This window comes from Micromonospora sp. DT68 (assembly GCF_049847245.1).
GTDB classification, from domain to species: domain Bacteria; phylum Actinomycetota; class Actinomycetes; order Mycobacteriales; family Micromonosporaceae; genus Micromonospora; species Micromonospora profundi.
On sequence record NZ_JBNCNZ010000003.1, the window covers coordinates 76603 to 96607 of the forward strand.

The 20005-nt window shown below is 70.6% G+C and carries 20 protein-coding genes; 7 read left to right on the plus strand and 13 right to left on the minus strand.

Annotated elements, in window-relative coordinates:
- The first annotated feature begins 70 nt into the window (after window positions 1-70).
- Window positions 71-373 carry a hypothetical protein gene (locus tag ACPXB1_RS06505; RefSeq protein WP_355587818.1) on the plus strand — a complete coding sequence of 101 codons (303 nt, stop codon included), beginning with the start codon at window positions 71-73 and terminating at the stop codon, window positions 371-373.
- Window positions 374-439: 66 nt separating this feature from the next.
- On the opposite strand, the gene ACPXB1_RS06510 is transcribed toward ACPXB1_RS06505, so the two are convergent.
- Window positions 440-1219, minus strand: a complete 780-nt coding sequence (locus ACPXB1_RS06510; protein WP_355587816.1) for a class I SAM-dependent methyltransferase — start codon at window positions 1217-1219, stop codon at window positions 440-442.
- A 53-nt stretch (window positions 1220-1272) separates the two neighbouring features.
- Here ACPXB1_RS06510 and ACPXB1_RS06515 point away from each other — a divergent pair, with 53 nt between their 5' ends.
- Window positions 1273-1659, plus strand: coding sequence for a PPOX class F420-dependent oxidoreductase (locus tag ACPXB1_RS06515; protein WP_355587814.1), 387 nt, complete (start codon window positions 1273-1275; stop codon window positions 1657-1659).
- 86 nt (window positions 1660-1745) lie between these two features.
- Here ACPXB1_RS06515 and ACPXB1_RS06520 read toward each other — a convergent pair whose 3' ends face one another.
- Both ACPXB1_RS06520 and ACPXB1_RS06525 read right to left on the minus strand, forming a co-directional pair.
- Complete coding sequence (locus ACPXB1_RS06520; RefSeq protein WP_007073996.1) at window positions 1746-1955, minus strand: BldC family transcriptional regulator; 210 nt, start codon at window positions 1953-1955, stop codon at window positions 1746-1748.
- A gap of 250 nt (window positions 1956-2205) precedes the next feature.
- Window positions 2206-3045, minus strand: a complete 840-nt coding sequence (locus tag ACPXB1_RS06525; RefSeq protein WP_355587812.1) for a hypothetical protein — start codon at window positions 3043-3045, stop codon at window positions 2206-2208.
- 195 nt (window positions 3046-3240) lie between these two features.
- On the opposite strand from ACPXB1_RS06525, the gene ACPXB1_RS06530 reads away from it, so the two are divergent.
- Together ACPXB1_RS06530 and ACPXB1_RS06535 are read left to right on the plus strand one after the other, a co-directional pair.
- Complete coding sequence (locus ACPXB1_RS06530; protein ID WP_355587810.1) at window positions 3241-4323, plus strand: Leu/Phe/Val dehydrogenase; 1083 nt, start codon at window positions 3241-3243, stop codon at window positions 4321-4323.
- 303 nt (window positions 4324-4626) lie between these two features.
- Window positions 4627-4842, plus strand: a complete 216-nt coding sequence (locus ACPXB1_RS06535) for a DUF3073 domain-containing protein (RefSeq protein WP_007454329.1) — start codon at window positions 4627-4629, stop codon at window positions 4840-4842.
- A 140-nt stretch (window positions 4843-4982) separates the two neighbouring features.
- Here the strand turns inward: ACPXB1_RS06535 and amcA are convergent, their stop codons facing one another.
- From amcA to ACPXB1_RS06560, 5 genes are all read right to left on the minus strand, one after another.
- On the minus strand, window positions 4983-5219 hold the full coding sequence (amcA, locus tag ACPXB1_RS06540) for a multiple cyclophane-containing RiPP AmcA (RefSeq protein ID WP_355587808.1): 237 nt from the start codon (window positions 5217-5219) through the stop codon (window positions 4983-4985).
- A complete protein-coding gene (gene amcB / locus ACPXB1_RS06545; RefSeq protein WP_355588476.1) occupies window positions 5188-6291 on the minus strand; it encodes a cyclophane-forming radical SAM peptide maturase AmcB in 1104 nt (367 codons plus the stop codon). The genes amcA and amcB overlap by 32 nt, the downstream gene beginning before the upstream one ends.
- Before the next feature lie 126 nt (window positions 6292-6417).
- Complete coding sequence (gene purM, locus ACPXB1_RS06550) at window positions 6418-7569, minus strand: phosphoribosylformylglycinamidine cyclo-ligase (protein WP_355587806.1); 1152 nt, start codon at window positions 7567-7569, stop codon at window positions 6418-6420.
- Between the two features lie 59 nt (window positions 7570-7628).
- Window positions 7629-9167 (minus strand): amidophosphoribosyltransferase, encoded by a 1539-nt coding sequence (purF, locus tag ACPXB1_RS06555; protein WP_053651995.1) that lies wholly within the window; start codon window positions 9165-9167, stop codon window positions 7629-7631.
- Window positions 9168-9335: 168 nt separating this feature from the next.
- On the minus strand, window positions 9336-9659 hold the full coding sequence (locus tag ACPXB1_RS06560) for a sterol carrier family protein (RefSeq protein WP_355588474.1): 324 nt from the start codon (window positions 9657-9659) through the stop codon (window positions 9336-9338).
- Window positions 9660-9850: 191 nt separating this feature from the next.
- Here ACPXB1_RS06560 and ACPXB1_RS06565 point away from each other — a divergent pair, with 191 nt between their 5' ends.
- On the plus strand, window positions 9851-11941 hold the full coding sequence (locus tag ACPXB1_RS06565) for a hypothetical protein (RefSeq protein ID WP_355587803.1): 2091 nt from the start codon (window positions 9851-9853) through the stop codon (window positions 11939-11941).
- Window positions 11942-12189: 248 nt separating this feature from the next.
- On the opposite strand, the gene ACPXB1_RS06570 is transcribed toward ACPXB1_RS06565, so the two are convergent.
- From ACPXB1_RS06570 to purS, 4 genes are read right to left on the minus strand one after another with little or no spacing between them, the layout of a single operon-like run.
- The gene (locus ACPXB1_RS06570) at window positions 12190-12945 is read right to left on the minus strand and encodes a 2-phosphosulfolactate phosphatase (protein WP_355588471.1); all 756 of its coding nucleotides are present in this window, start codon (window positions 12943-12945) and stop codon (window positions 12190-12192) included.
- 4 nt (window positions 12946-12949) lie between these two features.
- Entirely contained in the window at window positions 12950-15748 is a 2799-nt protein-coding gene (purL, locus tag ACPXB1_RS06575; protein WP_425734941.1) for a phosphoribosylformylglycinamidine synthase subunit PurL, read from the minus strand.
- A gap of 46 nt (window positions 15749-15794) precedes the next feature.
- Window positions 15795-16478 carry a phosphoribosylformylglycinamidine synthase subunit PurQ gene (gene purQ / locus ACPXB1_RS06580; RefSeq protein ID WP_355587799.1) on the minus strand — a complete coding sequence of 228 codons (684 nt, stop codon included), beginning with the start codon at window positions 16476-16478 and terminating at the stop codon, window positions 15795-15797.
- Entirely contained in the window at window positions 16475-16738 is a 264-nt protein-coding gene (gene purS / locus ACPXB1_RS06585) for a phosphoribosylformylglycinamidine synthase subunit PurS (protein WP_053651986.1), read from the minus strand. Before purS ends, purQ begins: the two co-directional genes overlap by 4 nt.
- A gap of 354 nt (window positions 16739-17092) precedes the next feature.
- Between purS and ACPXB1_RS06590 the strand changes: the two genes are divergently transcribed.
- A complete protein-coding gene (locus ACPXB1_RS06590) occupies window positions 17093-17776 on the plus strand; it encodes a S1 family peptidase (protein ID WP_355587796.1) in 684 nt (227 codons plus the stop codon).
- A gap of 24 nt (window positions 17777-17800) precedes the next feature.
- A complete protein-coding gene (locus tag ACPXB1_RS06595; RefSeq protein WP_355587794.1) occupies window positions 17801-18364 on the plus strand; it encodes a YbjQ family protein in 564 nt (187 codons plus the stop codon).
- Between the two features lie 154 nt (window positions 18365-18518).
- On the opposite strand, the gene purB is transcribed toward ACPXB1_RS06595, so the two are convergent.
- On the minus strand, window positions 18519-19943 hold the full coding sequence (gene purB / locus ACPXB1_RS06600) for an adenylosuccinate lyase (protein ID WP_425734942.1): 1425 nt from the start codon (window positions 19941-19943) through the stop codon (window positions 18519-18521).
- Between the last annotated feature and the right edge of the window lie 62 nt (window positions 19944-20005).

Below are 20005 nucleotides of genomic sequence, written 5' to 3' on the forward strand. Positions count from 1 at the left end.
CGGCCCATGCGTGGGGGAGCGCGGGATCGGGTACGTACGGCCTGTCAACTCAAGGGAAGGACCAGTCGACATGAGCCAGGCACCGGAGAGCGTCACCGACCCGGGCAGCACCGACTCGGAGGTCGTGGAGACCCGGGGCGACGAACGGGTCGACCTGTTGCGCGCTGACACCAACAACGACGGTCGAACCGACGTGTGGGTGGTCGACACCGACGGCGACGGCAAGGCCGATCTGTTCCAGTTCGACACCGACGGTGACGGCAAGGTGGACATCACCATGGTGGACATCGACGAGGACGGCACCCCCGACGAGGTGGTCGACGGCGACGGTGGCCTGCCGCCCGAGCAGCTTCCTCCGACCGTCCAGGTCTGAGGTGTAAGGAAGGGCCCCTTATTAACGCCAGGCGTTAATAAGGGGCCCTTCCTTACACCCACAAGGTCATTCGGCGAGACGCAGGGTGGCCAGGTAGTAGGGGGCGTCGCGGTCGTCCACATCGGTAAGCCGCCAGGCGCTGCCGTGCACCAGTTCGGCGAACTCGTCGGGCGAGCAGACCAGGTAGTCGAACCAATCCGTGCCCAGTTCGCGGTAGCGCAGTCGCAGCCTCAACTGGCCGCCGAGCCGACCCCGACTGCGGTTGCGCTCGTGATAGCCGGTGTGCAGTGGATCGCGGGTGCCGTACGGGTTGGTGCCGTGCGCGATGATCTGCGCCCCGGGTCGTGCCAGCGCGGCGAGCGCGGCGAGGAAGCCGGGTGCCCGCTGCCGCCCCTCGATCAGCCCGAGGTTGTTGCCGAGCAGCAGGAACGTGTCGTACCGCCGGCCGTCGGCGACGTGGGTGTCCACGGTGCCGTGCACCAACCTCCGTACGCCCCGACGTCGACTCACGGCCAGCGCGCCCGCGGAGGTGTCCAGCCCGGTGACCGGTACGCCGCGCTCCTGGAGCAGCAGCGCGATCCGGCCGGCGCCGGTGCCGACGTCAAGGGTCTCGCCCCGCGCCCGGTCCACGGCCCGGTGGTCGTAGGGCTGCCAGTCGGCCGGTCCGTCCAGGTAGTGCGCGGCCGGAGCGCCGTTGATCAGCCCGTCGTCCCGCTCGATGATCTCGATGACCGGTCGGGGCAGCCGTCCGCCGACCAACGGCCGGGGTCCCACCCCGGTGGCTACGGCGAGCGCGTCCCGCAGCAGCTCGCCGACCACGTCTCCGATGAGAGGCTCGCCAGTCACAATGTTCACGCTATCTGGCCACTCAGTGGCCGTGCCCGCCGTATCCTTGCGGCGTGACGATGCTGGACCGGCTGGCGGCCGAGAAGTACATCCTGCTCACGACCTTCCGCAAGGACGGCCGAGCGGTGCCGACGCCGGTCTGGGCGGTCCGGGACGGCGACGCGTTGGCGGTCTGGACCCGGGCCGACTCGGGCAAGGTCAAGCGCATCCGCCGCAACGGCGAGGTGACAGTTGCGCCGTGTGACGTGCGGGGTCGACCGCACGGTGCGGAGGTGCCCGCGCACGCGACGATCTACGCCGGCGACATCGGCCGGATCCGTGACCTGCTCAAGCACAAGTACCGGCTGCTCGGCCGGCTGAGCCTGCTCGGCAGCCGGCTGCGCCGGGGCGAGGGCGGCACTGTCGGCATCCGCGTGACGCTTGCCGAGGCACAACACTGACAGTGGACTGTCGACGACCGGTAACGGGCGTGGAAAGGGGCGGCGGATCGAGATCCACCGCCCCTTTCCGGAAAAGCTGATGCTGCTCAGTCGCCCTGCCGCTGCTGCGGGATCTGACCCTGCAGCAGCGCCCTGACCTCCGACTCGCGGTATCGACGGTGGCCACCCAGAGTGCGGATGGCGCTGAGCTTGCCCGCCTTGGCCCACCGGGTCACCGTCTTCGGGTCGACCCGGAACATCGACGCCACCTCGGCCGGTGTGAGTAGCGGCTCTGGTTCGTGCGTTCGCGATGCCATCGGTCACTCCTCCACATGTATAGACATCGGCCGGGGTCCCGCCGGCCGACGCGTCTCCCATGGTCCGGCTAGTCCCCGATGTCCGACATGGGCCGAACGGATGAAGGTCCCTAGACGGACGGATGAACCATGCCCGATTTTTACGACTTTTACACGGCAGAAAGTACCTTATTCGGACTCATGATCACGGTTCGTGATGCGTCAACTACGAGCACTGCTCGACTTGGGAGCGTTCCTCGGGCTATTTGCCCTAGTTGCACCGCTCCAACAGCTGCACCGCACGCCACCGGGCCACGAGCTTGTCGTACGCGGCGGACGCCTCCTCGGCCTCGCCCCGCGACAGCCCGGCAAGGCCGCTGGCGACCAGCTCTGGAGAGTCGTCAGCCTCGAGGGTCTCGTCGGAAAGCAGGTCGACGAGGCCGCCGTAGTCCAGCTCCACCACCGAACGCGGATGGAACTCCTCCAGCCAGCGGGCCGCCTCCTCCACCGCATCGGTGATCGGCGCCTCGCCCACCGACTTGCGCAGCACCGACAGCGCCCGGGACGACCGGCGGCGGGCCTTGGAGATCTCGGTGCGGTAGCGCATCGCGCGCCGGCCAGCCTCGGTCACCAGGTCCCGCTCCGTCGGGTCGAAGAGCACGAACCACCGCAGCGGTACGCCCCAGGTGGCGATCTGCTCGTGCACCCGCGGCACCCCGTGTTCCAGGACCCGGGCACCACTGCGCCAGTCGTCCACCACGGCCCTGGCCTGCCCGGCGAGCACCGGCGGCACGAAGGCGTCGGCGAGCACCGAGGGCACCCCGTCCCGGGCGCTGAGCGCCGCCTCGGCGACACGGATCCGCAGGTTCCAGGGGCAGACCAGCAGGCTGTCGTCCGTCTCCAGGACGTACGCCTCCTCGGGCAGGTCCGGTAGCCGCGTCCAGCCCGCGCCGAGCGCTTCGATCACCGCCGTCCGTTGCCGGCCGGGCCCCTCCATTGGAGCGACCGCGCGCCCTTCGGAGACGTAGCGGCGCCAGTAGCTCTGCCGATCGCGGTCGAATGCGGTCAGCGGCTCGTACACGCGCAGGTATGAAGCGAAGAGCGACGGCACCGCGCGATCCTCCCACGAACCGCACCCGTACGCGGTCAGAGGCCGGACCCACGCGCGCCGCAACGTGGGACGACAGCGGCGCGTCGGGCACCTGCGCGGCGGCCGATACTAGGCTCGAACCCACCGGCAGCATCCCCGCCGGAGGTCCACCAGGTCCGCACCCCACAAGGGCGCACACCATCTCAGGAGCCAGCCATGGGCGTATTCGCGAGCACAGACGACCCGGGATTGACCGGTCACGAACAGGTCGTGTTCTGCCAGGACAAGCAGAGCGGCCTGAAGGCGATCATCGGGATCTACTCCACCGCACTGGGGCCGGCCCTCGGCGGCACCCGCTTCTACCCGTACGCGAGCGAGGAGGACGCGCTCGCCGACGTGCTCGACCTGTCCCGCGGCATGGCGTACAAGAACGCGCTCGCCGGGCTGGATCTGGGTGGCGGCAAGGCGGTGATCTGGGGCGACCCGGAGCAGGTCAAGAGCGAGGCGCTGCTGCGCGCGTACGGCCGCTTCGTGGAGTCGCTCGCCGGCCGCTACTACACGGCGTGCGACGTGGGCACCTACGTGGCGGACATGGACGTGATCGCCCGGGAGACCCGGTACGTGACAGGCCGCAGCGTCGAGCACGGTGGTGCCGGTGACTCCTCGATCCTCACCTCCTGGGGTGTCTTCCAGGGCATGCGGGCCGCCGCCGAGCACGTCTGGGGCACGCCCAGCCTGCGCGGCCGGCGGGTCGGCGTGGCGGGCCTGGGCAAGGTCGGCAGGTACCTGGCCGGGCACCTGTTGGAGGACGGCGCCGAGGTGGTCGCCACCGACGTCAACCCGAAGGCGCTGGCCTGGGCGCGCACCAACCACCCGCAGATCACCCTGGTGGACGACGCCTCCGCGCTCGTCGCCGCGGACATCGACGTGTACGCGCCGTGCGCGCTGGGCGGCGCTCTGAACGACGACACCGTGCCGGTACTGCGCGCCAAGGTGGTGACGGGGGCGGCGAACAACCAGCTCGCCCACCCGGGCATCGAGAAGCTGCTGGCCGACCGGGGCATCCTGTACACCCCTGACTACGTGGTCAACGCCGGCGGCGTGATCCAGGTGGCCGACGAGATCGACGGCTTCAACTTCGATCGGGCGAAGCTCCGGGCAACCCGGATCTACGACACCACCCGCGAGATCCTGCATCTGGCGGACGCCGACGGCGTACCGCCCGCGGTCGCGGCGGACCGGCTGGCCGAGCGGCGGATGGCCGAGGTCGGCCGCCTGCGCACGATCCACCTGCGCTGAGCGTCTCCCCGGGGGCGGATCGACCGGGATCCGCCTCCGGGCCTCGGAGGTCGGTAGTGCTCGGTACGCTGAAGCCGAGTCAGGTTTGTCACGCTTTGACTGGTGTCACGGGCGGTCTCCGCTTCGCTCCTTACCGGGTACACTGGGTGATGGCCGGATCAACGCGACGCGCAGAGCCGGCTGACGGTAACCCGAGGTGCCGAACGATGGCATCCCCATGTACCGTAAGAGCTACGAGAGATGCCTGACGTCATCGGGGCCCGCCTTCGGGCTGCCCCGCATTCTGTGCGAGGGGGTCGAGCCATGGGGCGCGGCCGTGCTAAGGCCAAGCAGACAAAGGTGGCCCGGGAGTTGAAGTACCACTCCCCGAACACCGACCTCACCGCCTTGCAGCGCGAACTGGCGGGTGCTGGTAAGTCTGAGCACCACTTCGACGACGACTCTAAAGAGTTCGTCGACGATGATGATGAGAATCATGCTGACGACGACCCGGATCCCTGGGTACGTCCGACCCGCTGACCTCTCGACGCAACTGAGCACGCGGTAAGCCCCGCGTGCTCACGCATGTGCCCGTCGGGAAGACACCGGTGCCGATGATCAGGGGCCTGCCCCAGCCGGAGAACACCTACCGGCCGACAGGCCCCTGATCGGGGTCGACCTCAGCGCGGGCGGTTGTTCCAGTTGTAGAAGGTCGGGATGTTCTCGAAGTGGTTCCAGGCGCAGACCGCGCTGGCGCCATCCCCGCCCGACACCTCCGCCCGCAGCCGCCGTGCGTCCGCCGCCTCCTGGAGCAGAGCGACAAGCCCGGGGGCAGCCTCCCGCACCCGCTCGGTGACGCTGTCCGGGATGGCATCCGCTTCGTGCTCAGGCCGCCGGTGACTGGTGGTCTCGGGCATGCTCCAACACTCCCTCCAATAGGCGGATCTTGCTGTTGCGGCAGTGCTCGGTCTCCGTACCGTCGAAACGCCCCAGCTCGAAGTAACGGTTGGCGGCATGACCACCGCCACAGAAGCCGAAGTACGGGCAGGCCGCCCTGCACGCCTCCACCCCGGCCAGGAACTCGCCCACCCACGGCGTGGACGCCGCGTCGACGAGGATCTGCGCCAGCGGCGTGGCCAGGACGTTCCCACTGCTGAAGTCGCCGTAGCGGGCGTCGGTGAAGCCCGCCAGCTCCGGCGAGAGCACCGTCACCGAGCCGTCGTGCCCGATCGTCGGGATCGGATCCAGCCGGCGCGGCAGCACAACGTCCGCCGCGTCGTCGAGCACCGCCGCCGTGTACCGCAGCGACCACTCGACCTCCCGCAGGTGGATCCGGGGCTCCCGCCGCCAGGCCGACACCAACTCGGCCCAGAACGCGGTGACAGCCCCCGGGTCGTGACTGTTGTCGCGGGTGTTGACGCCTTCGGTCTCCTCGATGTTGATGCCGAGCACGTCACAGCCCAACCCGAGGAAATAGTCGTACAACTCGGCGGCGAGCCCGGGAACGGGCCGGGACACCACAGCCAGCGCCGAGAACGGCAGGCCGTGCCGACGCAGCGCCGCCACACCCCGCAGGATCCGGTCGTACGCCGGCTGCCCACCCCTGTTGACCCGCTCGCTGTTGCGCTCCCGGGGCCCGTCCACGCTCACGCTCACGCGCATCTCGTGCCGGGCGAAGAAGTCGCACCACTCGTCGTCGATGAGCGTTGCGTTCGTCTGCACATGGTGCTCGACCTCGGGACCGAACGGCGCCATCAGGTCGGCAAGGTGCTCCCGACCCGCGGCCAACGGCTCACCGCCGTGCCACACCACCGAGAACCGAGCGGACGTCGCCCACGGGTTGACCGCCGCCGCCACCGCCTCGGCCACCGGCACCGACATCCGCTGGTCCGCAGCCCGGAACGGCAGATAGCAGTACGCGCAGTCCAGGTTGCACAGGGTCGTGGGCTGCATCACGACGTACGACGGGACGACGGCCAAGCCGCGCATACCGCTGAACGTCTGTCCCCGAGCAGCCATCGCCCTCCTCCGCCGAGCCTGAGCCCTTCAGGCTAGGCGGCATGGGCCACTCGGGTGAAGCCCTCATCAGGTGCTCGTACGATAACCAGAGCGTGATCAACCGCGGGTGTGCTGGCCAACCATCTGCACGTTGCCCGTGCCCTCGATGATCTCGCCAGCCTGCCACGCCTCGATGCCACGGCCGGTAAGCGTGGCGAGCGCCCGGTCGGCGTCCTCCGCCGAGACGATCGCGAACATGCCGACGCCCATGTTGAAGGTCGACTCCATGTCCTGGTCGTCGATCCGCCCCTTCGACTGGATCAGGTCGAAGATCGGCTGCGGCTTCCAGGTGGACCGGTTGACCACGGCGTCGACGTGCTCCGGAAGCACCCGGACCAGGTTGCCGGGAATACCGCCGCCGGTGACGTGGGCGAGGACCCGCACCTCGGCCTCGGCGATCAGCTTCAGGCAGTCCTTCGCGTAGATCTTGGTCGGGGTGAGCAACTCCTCACCCAGGGTCCGCTGCCGACCGAAGTCGTCGATCACGATGTCCAGCCGCATCCGGGCCGCGCCGAGCAGCACGTGCCGGACCAGCGAGTAGCCGTTGGAGTGCAGGCCGGAGGAGCGCATCGCGATTACGACGTCGCCCACCTCGACCCGGTCCGGGCTGAGGATGTCGCTCTCCTCCACCACGCCCACGCCGGTCGCGGAGATGTCGTACTCGTCCGGGCGCAGCACACCCGGGTGCTCGGCGGTCTCCCCGCCCAGCAGCGCGCAGCCCGCGTACCGGCAGCCGTCGGCGATGCCCGCGCCGATGTCGGCCACCTTGTCCGGGACGACCTCGCCGGTGGCGATGTAGTCGAGCAGGAACAGCGGCTCGGCCCCACAGGCCACCAGGTCGTCGACGACCATCGCCACGAGGTCGATGCCCACCGTGTCGTGGATGTCCATCTGCTGGGCGATCACCAGCTTGGTGCCCACACCGTCGGTGGAGGACGCCAGGATCGGGTTCTTGTACTTCGTCGTGTCCAGCCGGAACAGCCCGGCGAAGCCGCCGAGGTCGCCAAGCACCTCGGGGCGGCGGGTCTGCCGCACCTTCGACTTCAGCAACTCCACGGCGCGGTCACCCGCGTCGATGGAGACCCCGGCATCGGCGTACGAGACTGAACGCTTCCGACCCTGACGGCCAGCGCCAGCCGTCCAGGGCTGACGGTCGCCGCCGCCGGTCGGGCTGCTTCCTGCGCCGCTGCGCTCGGACACGTGCGTCACGGTTCTCCCCTTTGGTTCTCGGTGCCGCGCCGGCGGTGGCCGGGCCGCGCCGGTTGGTGCTACGGGCGGTTTGCGGTCACGCCACCCGGAGTGGCGACGAACGAGCCGTTGGTGTGCGGTGCCTCCGGCGCCGAGTTGGCGACCCGTCGGCCCACACCTTCGAGCACGTGCTTGCCGATCAGGTTGCCGGCCGGCAGCTCGATCGGGTACTCCCCATCGAAACATGCCCGACACAGGCGAGTCTTCGGCTGCTCGGTCGCGGCGATCAGGCCAGGAAGTGAAACGTAGCCCAGCGTGTCGGCGCCGATGGAACGCCGGATGCCGTCGTTGTCCAACCCGTTGGCCAACAGCTCCGCCCGGGTGGCGAAGTCGATGCCGTAGAAACACGGCCAGCTGACCGGCGGAGACGAGATCCGGACGTGCACCTCGAGCGCCCCCGCCTCGCGCAGCATCCGCACGATGGCGCGCTGCGTGTTGCCGCGGACGATCGAATCGTCCACCACCACGAGCCGCTTGCCCCGGACGTTCTGCCGCAACGGGTTGAGCTTGAGCCGGATGCCGAGCTGACGCAGGGTCTGCGACGGCTGGATGAACGTACGGCCCACATACGGGTTCTTCATCAGGCCCGCGCCGTAGGTGATGCCGGACGCCTCGGCGTACCCGATAGCGGCCGGCGTGCCCGACTCGGGCACCGGGATCACCAGGTCGGCCTCGACCGGGTGCTCCTTGGCCAACTGTCGGCCGATCTGCACCCGCGCCGCGTGCACGTTGCGCCCGGCGATCGTGGCGTCCGGGCGGGCGATGTAGACGTACTCGAAGAGGCAGCCCTTCGGCTCCGGCGACGCGAACCGGGTGGAGCGCAGCCCCTCCTCGTCGATCGCGATCAGCTCGCCGGGCTCGACCTCGCGCACCACGCTCGCGCCGACGATGTCCAGGGCGGCGGTCTCGCTGGCGACCACCCAGCCGCGCTCCAGTCGACCGAGAACCAGCGGGCGTACGCCGTGCGCGTCGCGGGCCGCGTAGAGCGTGGACTCGTCCATGAAGACGAAGCTGAACGCACCGCGCAGCTGCGGCAGCACCTCCATCGCGGCCGCCTCGACAGACAGGTCCGGGCGGCTGGCCAGCAGCATCGTCACCAGCGACGTGTCGTTTGTCGAACCGTCGGCGACTAGGCCGCGCTCGGCGACCTCCTTCTCCAGCTCGGCGGTGTTCACCAGGTTGCCGTTGTGCGCCAACGCGATTGTCGTGCCGGAGCTGGTCGACCGGATTGTCGGCTGGGCGTTCTCCCAGTTGGAGGCGCCTGTCGTCGAGTATCGGGCGTGCCCGATCGCCAGGTGGCCGCGCAGGCTGGCGAGGGTGGGCTCGTCGAAGACCTGGGCCACCAGGCCGAGATCCTTGTAGACCACGACGCCGGAACCGTCGCTCACCGCGATGCCCGCAGCCTCCTGGCCCCGGTGTTGCAGGGCGTAGAGGCCGAAGTAGGTCAGGTTGGCGACCTCTTCGCCGGGGGCCCAGACACCGAAGACGCCACAGGCATCCTGGGGGCCAGGTCGTTGGGGATCAAGGTCGTGGCTCAGCCGGCCGTCGCCTCGGGGCACTACCGCTCCCTCATGCTGGTCTGGACCGGCCTGGTGGAGATCACGGGGCGGATCCACACTCCTCGGCCGGGACCACTGTCGTCGCCTGACAGTGTACGCGAATCAGTGTCTATACAGATAGTCACGATTTCCCTGCACAGCGTCACCCTCACCTGGGCATTCGGGTAGCTAGAGGGGCAGATACGCCGAGAGGTCCGCCCGGATCCCGCTCACCTGGACGCGACCGCCGGCGACCGCCTCGTCCCACCCGACCCGGCCGCTGGCCAACTCCAACCAGGTCAGCGGGGACATCTCGACCACGTTCGGAGGGTTTCCCCTGGTGTGTCGAGGACCAGTAACGCACTGGATCGCACCGTATGGTGGAACCCGCACCTCCACCGATCGGCCGGGGGCGCGCTCCGCGAGGACGGCCAACAACGACCGGACCGCCTCCCGGAACACCGGCCGTTCGGGCGTACGCCCCTCGTCAAGCGCCGACAAAGCCGCTGCTATGGCGGCGGATTTACTGTGCGGAGAGGACACGACGGGACGATACGACCCGTAGCCGGAGCACCCGACGCTGGCCCTGGGTCGCGCCGATCCACTCAGACAAGGCATAGTGGCCGACGGCGTATTCGTACCGTGATGATCCCCGGCCCGGCGCCCCGCCGGTCAAGGGAAGTTCAGCCCGGAAGGCGGTGGACGTGTCAACACACCGACGTGCCTGGAAGCAGCGGGCCGGTGTGGTCGTAGCGCTGGTTGCCGGCGCTCTGCTCGCCGTCCCCGCCACACCAGCAATGGCCGCTGATGTTGAGGTTTCCCCCAACTCGATCTCCGTAAACGCTGGCAGCGATGCCACACTCACAGTGCGCGTCACAGCTGGCAACGGCGACGACAAGGCCAAGATCAGCCTCTCCGGCCTGCCGTCCGGTGTCAGCTGCGCCAGCGGTTGCGGCGACGTCAATTTCCCCGGCCTGGGCAACCCGACACGGTCGGTGCTGGTCAGGATCGCCGCGAACGAGAACGCCGGCGACGCTACCGCCACCGTCACGGTGGCTGTCGAGGCCGAGTCCGGCCCGGACACCGCCACCGTCGCGTTGACCGTGCGGGGCAGGGCCGCGCCGCCTACGCAGCAGCAGCCACAGACCGTCAAGTCGGTTTCCGGCAAGGTCGTCGTGAAGGCAAACGGCGACGCGGTGCCGAACGCGATCGTGATCCTCCAGGACAGCGCCGGCCACCGTTACGACACGATCGCCGACGGCAGCGGGAACTTCCGGTTCACCGGTAGCAACGACAAGCCGATCGCGCCTGGTCGGATCGACGTGGGCGCGTCGTCAAACAACATCAACGCGGTCAGAAGCTTCAACGCGAACGCAGGACAGTCGATCACCGGGCAGCGCATCAGCCTGGAGATCAAGGTCGAGGTGACACCGAGCGCCACCCCGTCCCCCACCGTCGAGGCCACCCCCACCGACGAGGCGACCGAGGAGGGCACCGAGGAGGAGCCGTCCACGGAGGCCAGCCCCGGTGCTCCCGCGAACGCCGCGAACGAGGATGACGGCGGCGGCTTCGGCTCGTACCTGATCATTCTGCTCGGCGGCCTGCTCGTCGCGGCCGGCGTCGGCACGATCGTGCTGCTCTGGATGAAGCGCAAGGAGAGCGGCGACGACGATGACGAGCCGGCGGCTGCCGGCGCGGCTGGCGCGGTGCCGGCGGCGCGGGGCGGCTTCCGCGGGGCGGACGACCAGACCCGGGTGGTCAACCGGCCCGGCGGTGGGCCCGATCCGACGATGGTCGGCGGGGCTGCGCTGAGCGAGGCGCCGACGATGATGCACCGCCCGGTCGTCGACGACGTGCCACCGGACCCGTACGGCGCGCCTCCGCAGCCGTACGGTGCCGCTGGTCAGCAGGGTTGGGGCGGCGCCGGCTACGGCGACGAGCCCGCGACCGGCGGTTACGGCGCAGGCGGCTACGGCAACGCGCCGTCTTCGGGCGGCGGCTACGGCACGGCGGGTACCCCCGACGGCGGCTACGGCGCGGCGGACGACGGCTACGGTGCCGCGCCCGGATCCGGCGCGGGCTACGGCGGCGCTCAGGGGGCAGGTGGCGGCTACGGCAACGCCCCGGCCTCGGGCGGCGGCTACGGCAGCGCACCCGCCTCGGGTGCCGGCTATGGCAACGCGCCCGCCTCAGGCGGCGGCTACGGCAACGCGCCCGCCTCGGGTGCCGGCTATGGCAACCGCGACTACACCGCCCCGGCCGGTTCCGCCGGTTACCCACCGGCTCCCGCGGGTGGCGAGCGCTTCGACGAGCCGACCGGCCGGTACACGGGCGACAGCACCCAGTACCCGGCCCCGGCCGACCCGTACGCCACAGGCGTCTACCAGCCCGAGCAGGGCCAGGGCTACGGCCAGTCCGACGCTGCCCCGTACGGCGGTGGGCGGTCGACCGAGCCGACCGGTGGCTACGGTCAGCAGGCCGGTGGATACGACCAGGGTGGCTACGGTCAGCAGGCCGGCGGGTACGACCAGGGTGGCTACGGCCAGGAGCCCCCGCAGCAGCGCGGCGGCTACGACGACCGGGGCTACGAGCAGGGCGGCTACGGCCAACCGACGGGCGGGTACGAGCAGGGCGGCGGCTACGGCCAGCAGGCCGGCGGCTACGGCCAGGAGCCCCCGCAACAGCGCGGCGGCTACGACGACCGGGGCTACGACCAGCAGGGCGGCCGCGCCCGGCCGGACAGCCCGCCACCGACCGAGCGGGGCGGCCGTCGCCTCGACTGGCTCGACGACTGACCCGACACCACCGACACACCGCGAACGGCCGTCCGGACCCTCGGGCGGCCGTTCGCGTGTCCGGCTCACCGCTCCGCCGAGCGCGCGATGCGCAAGACCTACTCGGGTTCCTTGAAATCGGGGTATCACCCGCGCCCGGACACCCCGATTTCAAGGAACCCGAGTCGATCATCGCCGGCGCAGACCGCCGGGCGGCCCTCCTGAGCACGGACCGCCGGGGCACCCGGGTCGACGGTTGAGGACTCAGGTCAGGCGGCGGAGAAGACGCCCTGGCGGAGGACCGGGACGACCGTCGACGCGTCGACCTGGACGGCGACCTCCACGTCTTCGGCGAAGCCGCCCTCGGTCAACTCCCGACCGGAGACACTGCCCCGGACCGCGGCCGGCACGTCAGGGGTGCTGGCCAGCGCGGCGAGCGCCACTGCCGCCTCCACGGAGAGGCCGCCCGGTACACCGGACAGGGCGTCGAGCACGCTGGCCGCGCCCAGTTGGTCCTCCACCGACGGACGCAGTGACCCGTCGGGCCACCGCTCCCCCGAGGCGATGACGCCGATCGGGGCGTCCGTGGTGCCGTACCCCTGGCGGCGCAGCCAACGCCCGACGGCGGGTGCGTTACGCAGGCACGCCGCGACCACGGGCAGTCCGGTGGCGCTGGCGGCGGCGCTGATGGCCGAGCCGTTCGGTGATGGCAGCACCAGGTCCGGCACCACGGGTGCGGTGCTCAGCGCGGCCGGCGAGAGGGACCACGGATGGTCGGCAGTCATCCGCCGACGGCCCACTGCGGCCACCGCGCCGACCCGAACCGCGTACTCGGCGGCCTGCTCGCCCCACGGGAACGGGTGCACCCGCATGCCGCGAGCGACAGCCACCTCCACGGCGGTGGTGAACGAGAGTACGTCCACCACCACCAGGGCGGCGCAGACCCGACCGAGTTCGGCCGCGCCGCTCAGGCCCCAGTCGAACCGGGCACCCGATCCGGGCTGGCCGTGGACGACGGCCGCCAACGCCTCAGCGCTCGTCAGGCGACGGGTCGGTGGCACCGGAGTCAGACTCGGACGAACCGGCGGCCTCCGCCGGCCCGGTGGTGCTCGACTGAGCCGACGCGTTCGGCTCCGACACGCCCGACACGCCCGAGTCGCCCAGCTGACCAGACGTGTCCGGCTGACCAGACGTGCCCGGCTGACCGGACGCGCCCGACTCGACCGGCTCGACCGCGCCGGTCTGTGGCACCGGGCCGGCCGACGCGATCGGCTCGGAGACGACAGTCGCCGGGTCCAGGGGCGCGACAGGCGTGCCCTCGGCTACCGGCAGGGGCGCCGCCTCGACAGCGCCCGCCACGCCAGCGGCCGGCGCGGGCACCTCGACGGCGGCGGCACCGCCGAAGAGGCGCGGCAGCGTCTCGGTGTGCGCGGCGCGCAGCTCGTCCAGGCCGATCCGGAACTGGCCGTGCACCTCAAGGGCGCCGCTGCCCGGGTCGGTGACGCCGATCAGCTCGAACGGCACCCCCCGCTCGGCGCAGAGCGCCGCGAACGCCTTGTCGTGGCCACGCGGCACCGACACCAGCGCCCGCGTGGCGGACTCGCTGAACAGGTAGACGAACGGCATCGAGCCACCGGCGAACTGCTCCGGCACCGCGATCCGGGCACCGACGCCCCGCCGCAGGCAGGACTCGACAAGGCTCTGGGCGAGGCCACCGTCGGACAGGTCGTGCGCGGAGCTGAGGTGACCCACCCGGGCAGCCTCGGCCAGCAGGTCGGCAAGCAGCTTCTCCCGGGAGAGGTCGACCTGCGGCGGGATGCCGCCGAGGTGCTCGTGCGTCACCCAGGCCCACTCCGAGCCGGACAGCTCGACGTTTGTCTCGCCCAGCAGGTAGATCTGGTCGTGCTCACCGCTCGGACGCGGGACGAAGCCCATCGGCACCCGGTCGGCCACGTTGTCCAGTACGCCGAGCACACCGACCACGGGGGTCGGGTGGATGGGCGCCGCGCCGGTCTGGTTGTAGAAGCTGACGTTGCCGCCGGTGACCGGGATGCCCAGCTCCAGGCAGCCGTCCGCCAGGCCGCGAACGGCCTCGGCGAACTGCCACATCACGCCCGGGTCCTCCGGGGAGCCGAAGTTGAGGCAGTTGGTCACGGCGATCGGCTTCGCGCCGGTCACCGCCACGTTCCGGTACGCCTCGGCGAGGGCCAGCTTGGTGCCGTTGTACGGGTCGAGCCGGGCGTACCGGCCGTTGCCGTCCACCGACAGCGCCACGCCGAGCCCGGTCCGCTCGTCGATGCGGATCACGCCGCCGTCCTCCGGCTGGGCGAGGATGGTGTTGCCCAGCACGTAGCGGTCGTACTGCTCGGTGACCCAGGTCTTGTCGGCCAGGTTGGGCGACGCGATCATGCGCAGCACGGTCTCCCGCAGCGCCTCCGGGTCGGCCGGTCGGGGCAGCGTCTCGGCCCTGTCGGCCTGGAGCAGGATCAGGTCGGCCGGCTCGCGCATCGGCCGGGCGTACACCGGGCCGTCGTCGACAAGCGAACCCGGAGGTACGTCGACGACAAGGTGGTCCTGCCACGTGATCAGCAGTCGGCCGGGGCGGCCGTCCGGCTCGGGCGCGGTGACCTCGCCGATCGCGGTGGCGAGCACGCCCCACTTCTCGGCGGTCTTGAGCACCGCGTCGAGCTTGTCCGGCTCGACGACAAGCAGCATCCGCTCCTGGGACTCGCTGGCAAGGATCTCGTGCGGGTCCATCGAGGGCTCACGCAGCGGCACGCGCTCCAGCCAGACCCGCATGCCGGTGCCGGCCGCAGCGGCGGTCTCGGTGAGCGCGCAGGTCAGACCGGCGCCGCCGAGGTCCTGGATGCCGACGACCAGTTGGCCGTCGTACAGCTCAAGGCACGCCTCGATCAACAGCTTCTCGGTGAACGGGTCGCCGACCTGCACGGCGGGGCGACGGGCCTCGCTGCCCTCGTCGAAGGTGGCGCTCGCCAGCACCGACACGCCGCCGATGCCGTCCCGGCCGGTCTTGGCGCCCATCAGCACGACCACGTTGCCGGGGCCTGCGGCAGCCTTGTTCTGCAGCCGGTCGACCGGCAGCACGCCCAGGCAGAGCGCGTTGAGCAGCGGGTTGCCCTGGTAGGAGGGGTCGAAGACCAACTCGCCACCGATGTTGGGCAGGCCGAGGCAGTTGCCGTAGCCGCCGACGCCGGCGACCACGCCGGTCAGCACCCGTGCGGTGTCCGGGTGGTCCGCCGCACCGAAGCGCAGCGGGTCCATCACGGCGACCGGGCGGGCACCCATGGCAAGGATGTCGCGGACGATGCCGCCGACACCCGTCGCCGCACCCTGGTACGGCTCGACGAAGCTCGGGTGGTTGTGCGACTCGACCTTGAAGGTCACGGCCAGGTCGGCGGAGATCTGCACCACACCGGCGTTCTCACCGATGCCGGCGAGCAGACGGTCGCTGTGCGGGGCCTTCTCACCGAACTGGCGCAGGTGCACCTTGCTCGACTTGTAGGAGCAGTGCTCGCTCCACATGATCGAGTACATCGCCAGCTCGGACTGGGTGGGCCGGCGGCCGAGGATCTGCCGGATCCGGTCGTACTCGTCGTCGCGGAGCCCCAGTTCGGTGTACGGCTGAAGCTCGCCCGGGGTGCCGTTGGCGCGCGGCACGGTGTCCACGCCGTCGGTCCAGTCGGCAGTGGCCGGCTGGGCGGGAGCGGTCGCCGTGTAGGCGGGTTCCGCCGAGCTCGGCTCGGCCGGCTGCGCCGGGGCGGAGTACGCCTCCGGAGTGTCCCGTACCGGGTCCGGATGGGTGGTCATGACCTCTCCTCGCTGCGCTCGTGCCCGCCCGACCGACTCCTCGCGTTCACGCTGGTGCCCCCACCAGGTGCTTGAGGACCGAGGTGAAGAAGCCGAGGCCGTCCAGCGAGGGGCCGGTGAGCGCCTCCACGGCGTGCTCGGGGTGCGGCATGATGCCGACCACGTTGCCGGCGGCGTTGGTGATCGCGGCGATGTCACGCTGCGAACCGTTGGGGTTGCCGCCGACGTAGCGGGCGACCACCCGACCCTCGGCTTCGAGCTGGTCAAGGGTCGCGGTGTCGGCGACGTAGCAGCCCTCGCCGTTCTTCACCGGGATGAGCACTTCCTGGCCGGGCTGGAACGCGTTGGTCCAGGCGGTGCCGGCCGACTCGATACGCAGGATCTGGTCCCGGTTACGGAAGTGCAGGTGCTGGTTGCGGGTGAGCGCGCCGGGCAGCAGGTGCGCCTCGCAGAGGATCTGGAAGCCGTTGCAGATGCCGAGCACCGGCAGGCCACCCTGGGCGGCGTCCACGATCGTCTCCATCACCGGCGCGAACCGGGCGATGGCGCCGCAGCGCAGGTAGTCACCGTAGGAGAAGCCGCCGGGGAGCACTACCGCGTCCACCCCGTGCAGGCTCGGGTCACCGTGCCAGAGCCGGACCGGCTCGGCGCCGGAGATCCGGACGGCACGGGCCGCGTCCCCGTCGTCGAGTGAGCCGGGGAAGGTGACGACACCGACCCGGGCGGTCACGAGCGGGCGTCCGCGGTCTCGTCGGCCTCGACCAGGCGGACGGTGAAGTCCTCGATGACCGGGTTGGCGAGCAGCTTGTCGGCGATTTCCCGGGCACGGTCCAGGTCGGGTTCACCTGTGAAGTCGATCTCGATCCGCCTGCCGATCCGAACTGAGGCGACGTCGCTGACGCCGAGCCGGGGCAGCGCGTTTGCGACGGCCTGGCCCTGCGGATCGAGGATCTCGGGCTTGAGCATGACGTCGACGACGACGCGAGGCACTGGGCACTCCTGACTGTGTACGCAGTTGGGTGCCGACCCACAACGGGCGAGCGCAGCCAGCCTACCTGGCAGATACCGCCGCGGACGCACCGGCCGGGCGCAGTTCAGGCAGTGATCAACATAACTGATGGCCGAACCCGCCCAGGATCCGGGACACACGCTCCCACCAGGGCGTATACGGCGTTCCGGGTAGCTGAATCGTTACATTGGCGCATCTCTATCAGATTCTTGAAAACAACTCCCGGTCGTCCTACTCTACATCGACGTAATTCGATGCCAGCGCCGGCGGGGACCTCTGTCGGCGCCCTCCCGCACCCGGCGACCCCGGGTCCGCCCCGTCCAAGGAGTCCCCCGATGCGCATCCGTCCCCTGCTCGCCATGCTCGGCGTCGCGCTCGCCGGCGCCCTCGGCAGCGCCTCCGGCGCGGTCGCCGCCCCGGCCGGCCCCCAACCCATCATCGGCGGCAGCACCGTCTCGTCCGCGCCCTGGGCCGCCGCGGTGCTCAGCAACGGCTCGTTCACCTGCTCCGGCAGCGTGATCGCACCGCAGTGGGTGCTCACCGCCCGACACTGCATCAGCGGCACCATGTCGGTACGGGTCGGCAGCGTCTACCGGGCCTCCGGCGGCGTCACCCGCACTGTCAGCGCTACCTACACCCGCAACGACCTGGCCCTCATGCGGCTCTCCAGCACCGTCAGCACCTCGACGGTGAGCCTCGCCAGCAGCAACCCGCCGATCGGCTCCACCAACTCGATCTACGGCTGGGGCATGACCTGCTACAGCGGCTGCTCCGCGTCCAGCCAGCTCAAGACCGCCACCGTCCGGGTCACCAGCAACAGCGCCACCGACGCGTACGGCGGGCAGGCCATCCGCAGCAGCCGGATCAGCGGCAACGCCTGGCGGGGAGACTCGGGCGGCCCGCAGTTCTACAACGGCCAGCAGGTCGGTGTGGCCTCCACGGCCGACGGCTCCAGCATCCAGAACTACGGAAGTGTCGCGTACAACAGGGCCTGGATCACCTCGACGGCCGGTGTCTGACGGTTAGAGCCCCGCGCGGCGCGGATGGTCGGCAGCGTGCCGGCCGTCCGCGCCGCGTCGTTTTGCAGCATCCGATCAGGTGAACAATGCACACGATCGGGTCGCCCCACTCCTGACAGCATCGGAAACGTGCTGGTCGTGACGACGGAGCAACTGCCCGGCTACGAGATCCGCCAGATTCTCGGTGAGGTGGTGTCATCGATGGCCAGGACGCGTAACCCGTACCGCGAGGGGGTCAAGAACCTGCGCGGGGGCGCGTACGACCCGATGGCGCCCGACAACCTCACCCGCTGGCGTACCGACTCGGTGTCCCGCCTCGGCGAGGAAGCCCTGCGGCTCGGTGCGAACGCGGTGATCGGAATGCGGTTCGACAGCCGTGACTGCGGCGAGATGTGGATGGAGATCTGCGCGTACGGCACGGCGGTGATCGCCGTACCCACGATGGCCGAGGTCATGCCGGCCGACCAGCCGGCGGTCGCCGCGGACACCGCGCACGACCCGGCCTTCGCGGAGTCCCTCGGCGGCATCGCCGAACCCGCGAGCGCCCCCAACCTCCGAACAGCCGCCGAAACCCCCACCCCCGAGTAACGCCCCCCACCCACCCACGCCGCCCACCCCCACCTCACGCGGTGATCATGAGGTTGGCGGGCGATCCGGGCCCGAATCCACCCGTCAACCTCATGATCAACGGCTAGAGCGGGGAGAGCGGGGGCCGGGGGCGGGAGGGTGCGGGCGGGAGGGGTTACAGGATGGGGGGTGGGCTGTAGGTTGCGGCCTCGGGGTGGGTTTCTACCACCTTTGTGATTCGGCGGGTCAGCGCCTGCACCTGGGCGGGGGCGGCGCCCACGAAGGCGGTGCGGTCGGCTACCAGGGTGTCGATGTCGGCGCGGGACAGGCCGAGGCGGCCGTCGGCGGCCAGCCTGTCGAACAGGTCGTTCTCCGGGGCGCCCTTCTCGCGCATGGCCAGCGCCACCGCTACCGCGTGCTCCTTGATCACCTCGTGCGCGACCTCACGGCCGACGCCTCGCCGCACCGCCGCCACCAGGATCTTGGTCGTCGCCAGGAACGGCAGGAACCGTTCCAACTCCCGGTTGATCACCGCCGGGTACGCGCCGAACTCGTCGAGCACCGTGAGGAACGTCTGGAAGAGCCCGTCGGCGGCGAAGAACGCGTCCGGCAGGGCAACCCGGCGGACCACCGAGCAGGACACGTCCCCCTCGTTCCACTGGTCACCGGCCAGCTCGCCGACCATCGACAGGTAACCCCGGATGATCACCGCGAAGCCGTTCACCCGCTCCGACGAACGGGTGTTCATCTTGTGCGGCATCGCGCTGGAGCCGACCTGGCCCGGCTTGAAGCCCTCGGTGACCAGCTCCTGGCCGACCATCAGCCGGATCGTGGTGGCCAGCGACGACGGCGCGGCGGCGGTCTGCGCCAGCGCGGCAAGCACGTCGAAGTCAAGCGAGCGCGGGTAGACCTGCCCGACGCTGTCCAGCACGCGGGAGAAGCCCAGGTGCTCGGCGACCCGGCGCTCCAGCTCGGCGACCTTGTCGGCGTCGCCGTCGAAGAGGTCGAGCTGGTCGGCGGCCGTGCCGACCGGCCCCTTGATCCCGCGCAGCGGGTAGCGGGCGATCAGCTCCTCCAGCCGCTCGTACGCGATCAGCAGTTCCTCCGCCACCGACGCGAACCGCTTGCCGAGCGTGGTGGCCTGCGCGGCGACGTTGTGCGAACGGCCGGTCATGACCAGCTCGGAGTGCTCGTGGGCCAGCCACGCCAGCCGGGCGAGGGTTGCCACCACCCGGTCCCGGATCAGCTCCAGCGAGGCGCGCACCTGCAACTGCTCGACGTTCTCGGTGAGGTCCCGCGAGGTCATGCCCTTGTGCACGTGCTCATACCCGGCGAGCGCGCTGAACTCCTCGATCCGGGCCTTCACGTCGTGCCGGGTGACCCGCTCCCGCTCTGCGATCGAGGCGAGGTCGACCTGGTCGAGCACCCGCTCGTACGCCTCGACCACGCCGTCGGGCACCGGCACGCCCAGGTCGCGCTGCGCGCGGAGCACGGCTAGCCAGAGCCGCCGCTCCATCCGGACCTTCTCCTCCGGCGACCAGAGGGCGACCAGCTCGGGCGAGGCGTACCGGTTGGCGAGCACGTTCGGGATCGTCGTCACGTACCTCATTGTCCGTCACCCACCCGGACCGCCCAGGACCGGGCCGGGTGGATGTGACGTCC